General features: G+C 57.1%; 6 protein-coding genes. 2 read left to right on the forward strand and 4 right to left on the reverse strand.

Translation table 11 applies throughout. From position 1 onward, the window contains the following. Positions 1–350 precede the first annotated feature (350 nt). The 4 genes from LY44_RS17460 to LY44_RS17475 form a co-directional block, all read right to left on the reverse strand. Positions 351–2,102: a GmrSD restriction endonuclease domain-containing protein gene (locus tag LY44_RS17460; RefSeq protein WP_160320051.1), complete on the reverse strand. Its 1,752-nt coding sequence runs from the start codon at positions 2,100–2,102 to the stop codon at positions 351–353. 395 nt (positions 2,103–2,497) lie between these two features. Continuing rightward, on the reverse strand, positions 2,498–2,926 hold the full coding sequence (locus LY44_RS17465; RefSeq protein WP_055212093.1) for a type II toxin-antitoxin system VapC family toxin: 429 nt from the start codon (positions 2,924–2,926) through the stop codon (positions 2,498–2,500). A gap of 3 nt (positions 2,927–2,929) precedes the next feature. Next, on the reverse strand, positions 2,930–3,172 hold the full coding sequence (locus LY44_RS17470) for a FitA-like ribbon-helix-helix domain-containing protein (protein WP_055212091.1): 243 nt from the start codon (positions 3,170–3,172) through the stop codon (positions 2,930–2,932). Between the two features lie 60 nt (positions 3,173–3,232). Continuing rightward, a complete protein-coding gene (locus tag LY44_RS17475; RefSeq protein ID WP_055212089.1) occupies positions 3,233–4,327 on the reverse strand; it encodes a coiled-coil domain-containing protein in 1,095 nt (364 codons plus the stop codon). A gap of 108 nt (positions 4,328–4,435) precedes the next feature. Between LY44_RS17475 and LY44_RS17480 the strand changes: the two genes are divergently transcribed. Beyond that, the gene (locus LY44_RS17480) at positions 4,436–4,624 is read left to right on the forward strand and encodes a hypothetical protein (RefSeq protein ID WP_201778591.1); all 189 of its coding nucleotides are present in this window, start codon (positions 4,436–4,438) and stop codon (positions 4,622–4,624) included. 75 nt (positions 4,625–4,699) lie between these two features. Continuing rightward, positions 4,700–4,950, forward strand: a 251-nt coding sequence (locus LY44_RS17485; RefSeq protein WP_146707282.1) for a transposase, incomplete at its 3' end; no start/stop codon positions are given.

The raw sequence follows: 4,950 nt of genomic DNA on the forward strand, positions 1-4,950 counted from the left end.
CGCCTCGGTGAAACGGCTTTTCCTCATGTCGTCTGCTCCTTCTCAGGTTGGGCAGACTCTACATCACAGCGAGGGAACTTCCGGGGGGCAGGTCAGCCGCAATGAAGCCAGCCGGTCGGCAGATTCTCTGTCGGCCGGCCCTAAGCCGTCGGTCGCATCATTGAGTGCCTAGCTCTGAAGCAGCCACTCGAGCGGACCGCAGCGAGGGACCGGGCAGCCTTACGCAATTTAGAGCGCCGCCCCGCGAGCTCAGGGCGGCACTCCGACAGGCAACGGCTATCTAAATCGCAAGCGTCGCGGGTTAGTTGAGAGCGCCCAGCCGCGCTGGTACCATCTGCCGCCCGAGTTGCCTACAGCTTGGAGAATAGTTTGGATTGAGACATCGCTTCTGCAGCAGTCATATTGACAGTATTCGAGTCCTTTCGAATTGGATACTCGCCATCATAGAGCGTCAGTTGAGGCTGCTTCGGAACACGCAAACGCACGAATGGAGCGCCTCGGTATTCTGCATGCTCAAGAGAAGTAATTAGCTGTGTCTTTAGAGTATTGTCGAGAGGAGTGGCGCTTATCTCCTTTATTAGCCTCTTAACGTAGTGCTCCATATCGACCTTCATACAAGCCAAGTCGTGATTAAGTCCAACAAAGAACACTTCGCCAATCTTGTAGACATTTGAGCCAAAAATCTTATTAACCCGATTTGCAGCGGACTCTTTGTCGGCAACGCCGAGATATATATATCCATCTGCGTCCGGAGAAGTGTTTGCAATTGCGGCTGCCGTTCGTGCCAACTTTTTAAACATGCCTTCGTCTAAAACTGGTCGCTCCGACAGCTCGCAGCATCCGATCTTGAACTCGTAGCGTGATGTCTCGTATTTAGAACGTCTAAGTGAGTTCTCAATGTCAACCACAAGAGAGTGTGCGCCGCCGAGTGCCGCAACATCATTCTTCACGAAGTGCTTTTGGATTAGCCCGATCATCTTTCCAATATTGGCTTCCCGGTCGGCTGTTGTCGTGTAGTGAGCCTGCATTGTTAAAGCTTTCTGGGAGTTATTTAGAGATGAGCGTATTTTTTCGAAATTGTCAGGTATCTTGCCCTCTTTGATGATCAATTCGTAATAGGCGAAGAAAATTGCATAAAATGCAGTTCGCGCCGTATTCTTGGGCTTTTCCTGCACGCACGAGCGTATCGACAGGAAGTCTCCAGTTTCAAAGGTGGCTCGAATGTTCCCAATCACTGATATAATCTCAGAGTGTAGTCGTTGCGCTCCGTATGCGGCAAGCTTTCGCTCTATATCAACGAAGTCAGCAGATGAGCCATCGAAATAGTTATCAAAAACTTCTCTACTCGCATTTAAGGGGGATCCATTAAGTATCGATATTGCGATGTCGCTAACCACTTGCTCGTCCTCGGCTTTCGCTAAATCCGCAGGGAGTATAATTCCATGCTTGCACCAAAATATGTCGGAGGCATCGACCCCATACCCTTGCCGCTCCTTTGGAGTATTGAAGCTTACACTTGGCATTTCCTTAAGAAGCAGAATGTCGGGCGATGAGTCGCCACGCAACTCCATCGCAAGCCGCCGAACAAATTCAGACAGCCCAGAAATCAAGCCAGCTTGCCTTTGCTCTTGAGGGCTTAGACGGCGACCGCCACTATTGATTCGACCGAATACTTCATTGATTCTTTCAGAATTCCCCTCAGTATCGATTGTTACAGCGAGTTGATACTCAAGAAATGACGCGCATTGTTTGTCATCCCAGCGCTCAACATCTGTAGAAAATTCAGAAAACCCTCCTGAATCTTTTTGAATCTTTGTTCTGGGGTTCTGGAGCACATCAAAGCATTTTCCGCTCTCATCCATGAATTGATGTTCCATGAAAGAGAAAATCGCATTTAGCCGCTGCATTCCGTCGATGACTTCAAGCGCTACGTCATCTGGTCGAACACGAGCGAACATAAAAAGAGGAACAGGAAAGTTTTTCTGAAGGGAATCGATCAGGTGTCGTTTTTCCTGCTCGCTCCACACTAATTTTCGTTGGTATTTTCGGTTAACTTGGAGCTTTCCATCGACATAGAGGCGATAAGCTTCTTGGATACTCATTCCGCGTGGCGTGAGAGACATAGTTCTTCTTCCTATCTGGACCTAAGTCTTGATAGCGGCGTCAGATGCAGGCGGCAAGAAATTGCACTTCGCGTCGTTCCCTATCGGCCGACGAACGACGGCTATCGCCGATTTTCTGCACCTGCAGTGCCGCAAACTCGCGGTCGGCAAACCGCCCTCCACGATGGCGTTGCGTCTTGCGCTGCGCCCCGCATGAGGGCCCTGTCGCTGCGGCGCCGTTGATTGGCCGCTTCGAAAAAGCGCGTCAAGAAGAGCGGCCAGCAGAACAGGACCGAGTCGCACTTTTTAACGACCCTTTGAAGGTAAGCCCCGTCCTCTCGCAGTGTGTGGCACACACTGAGAAGGCGGCGCGCCCCCAAGCCCGTCGTTTTCGGTCACGCTTGCGCAACGACCCACGGGTTGATGATCGTCGGGCCGCAGCCCTCGAAATCCTTGGTGTTGCGGGTGGCCACCATGGCGCCAACGGCGGTGGCGATGGCGGCGATCTGGCAATCGGCCTCGGCGATCGGGCGTCCGGCCGCACGGCGGGTGGAGGCGATGCGCGCATAGGCGCGGGCGGCGGGGCTGTCGAAGGGCAGCACCCGGCCCGCGAAATCCTCGGCGATCATCGCATCGAGCGCGGCCTGAAGCCGATCACGGCGCAGCCCGGCGGGCAGGATGGCGATGCCCGTGCGCAATTCCGCCTCGGTCACCGCGGTCAGGAACAGATCCGCCGCATCGCGGGCTGCAAACCACGCGAGCACCTCGGGCGCAGGTTCCGCCCGCATCAGTTCAGAGATCACATTGGTGTCGAGCAGGATCATCGGTCAGCCGAAATCCGGCAGGTCGCGCATCGGGCCACGCGACGGCGGCTCCAGATCAACGCCGCCCAATGCCGCGAAACGGGCGTGGATGGCCTGCCCCAGATTGCGCGGCGCCTCGGGCGCGGAGACGCTCAGGCGCAGGATGTCGCGCACCTCTTCTTCCATGGAACGGCCATGCTCGGCCGCACGCACCCGCAGGCGGCGCTTCACATCATCATCGAGATTGCGGATCGTAATGCTGGCCATCGGACCCTCCGGTTTGGGTATAAAAGTAAGGAATGATTGCACTGCAATCAAGATCAAGCCTCACCTGATGCCTTTGTCAAAGCCATGCCGATTTTCGATTCCCGACAGTCTTTCCGCCTGCGCCTCGTTCAATTGCGCCCGCAGCCCCGAAACAAACGCGAGATCCTCCCGCAGCCGCTCCCGCTCCACCGCCAGAAGTTTTTTCACCACCCCCGCGGCCATAGCCGCGATTCCCTTGATCAACTCCAGACCCGGTTTCAGCCGCACGCCCACTTGCTTGCGCTCTTCGACGTCCTGAGGCGCGTTTTCACCCCAGCTCACCCTGTTCTCCGACGGCGAGAAAGTCAGAGCCCCAGAGCACACCGCCTCAAGCCCCTCTTCAACTGCGGCAACCACGACCTTGGTCGCCTCCACCTGGTGCCGCGCCTCTGCCAATCGCTTTTCTTCTTCCTTCCGATCGTTCACGGCCGCCCAAAGCGTATTTTTTGCTTCCGTCATCCGGTCGGTGATGACCCCGACCTCCTGCCGGGCCACTGCAAGATTTTTTTCTTCCTTCACCACAAGAGCCTGGACCAACCCCAGTTTTTCTTCCTCCAACGCCAGTTCTGATCCCACCCGTTCCCGTTTCAGCTCCCAGCCCCGTTCTTCCTCCAACGCCCGTTCCTGAACCAACCTCAGTTTTTCGCGCAACTCCCGAGCCATTTCCGTCTTCTTCACGGAATCACCCTCAGCCACCAGCGCCTCGGCCCGGGCCTTGTCTCGCGCCCTCTCCGCCTCCTCTTTCTCTTTCCGGAATCGTTCCCGGTGTTCCCGCTCTTCCGCAATCTCCGACCGCACCAGCCGCAATTCCGCAGTCGTCCCCTGGATTTCTTCGGTCACCTCCGCAGCCCTGTCCCGCAGCGCCGCCACCTCTCCCCAAGTCTGTTGACACGCGTCCCAGGCCGCATCGGCCTCGTCGCGCAGATGCGCGACCGTTTCGGTCAACGCCACTTTGCCCTGCTCCAGCCGCTTCACGTCACGATCCGCTGCCTCTCTCCGGAGCCTCGCCTCCTTGATCGCCCGTTTGCGCGACTTCCGGATCACCTTTCCCCCAAGATCCCGCGCCTCACTGACCGCTTCTCGCGCCCCCTCTTGCGCGACAGCAAGCAGCTGCACGGCCTCTGCCTGCGCGTCCGCCAGAAGCTTCGCCCGCCATTGTGAGGGCGGAACCCTGCCCTTCTGGCGCTTTGGCTGCCCGATGGGCGGCTTTGCGGGCGGGAATGGGTGGCGTTGAACCCGACGCGGCCCGACCGGCACCGCGGCTCTTTCTGCATCAATGTCGATTGCGGCGTCTGGGCGGATTTTGCGACCGGCGACAAGGGCCGCGATCCGGTCAGCCTTTACGCCTATCTGCATTACCTGAGCATGGGCGAGGCGGCGCGCAGCCTGGCAAAAGACATGGGGCTGAACTGATGGCCCATGACCTGCCCCCCGGAAGTTCCCTCGCTGTGATGTAGAGTCTGCCCAACCTGAGAAGGAGCAGACGACATGAGGAAAAGCCGTTTCACCGAGGCGCAAATCATCGGGATGATCAAAGAGCAGGAGGCTGGTTTGCCGACCTCCGAGCTCTGCCGAAAGCACGGGTTGAGTCCCGCGACCTTCTACAAGCTGAAGGCCAAGTATAGCGGGATGGACCTGTCCGACGCCAAGCGGCTGAAGCAGCTCGAAGACGAGAATGCGAAGCTCAAGCGCCTGCTGGCGGATGCTATGCTCGACAATGTGGTTCTGAAGGACCTGCT

Origin of the sequence: Rhodobacter capsulatus (genome assembly GCF_003254295.1) — a bacterium.
Lineage (GTDB): Bacteria > Pseudomonadota > Alphaproteobacteria > Rhodobacterales > Rhodobacteraceae > Rhodobacter > Rhodobacter capsulatus.

Coding starts and splice junctions, on each gene's coding strand:
- LY44_RS17465 (WP_055212093.1), bottom strand. CDS start 2,926: ATGATCCTGCTCGACACCAATGTGATCTCTGAACTGATGCGGGCGGAA.
- LY44_RS17470 (WP_055212091.1), bottom strand. CDS start 3,172: ATGGCCAGCATTACGATCCGCAATCTCGATGATGATGTGAAGCGCCGC.
- LY44_RS17460 (WP_160320051.1), bottom strand. CDS start 2,102: ATGAGTATCCAAGAAGCTTATCGCCTCTATGTCGATGGAAAGCTCCAA.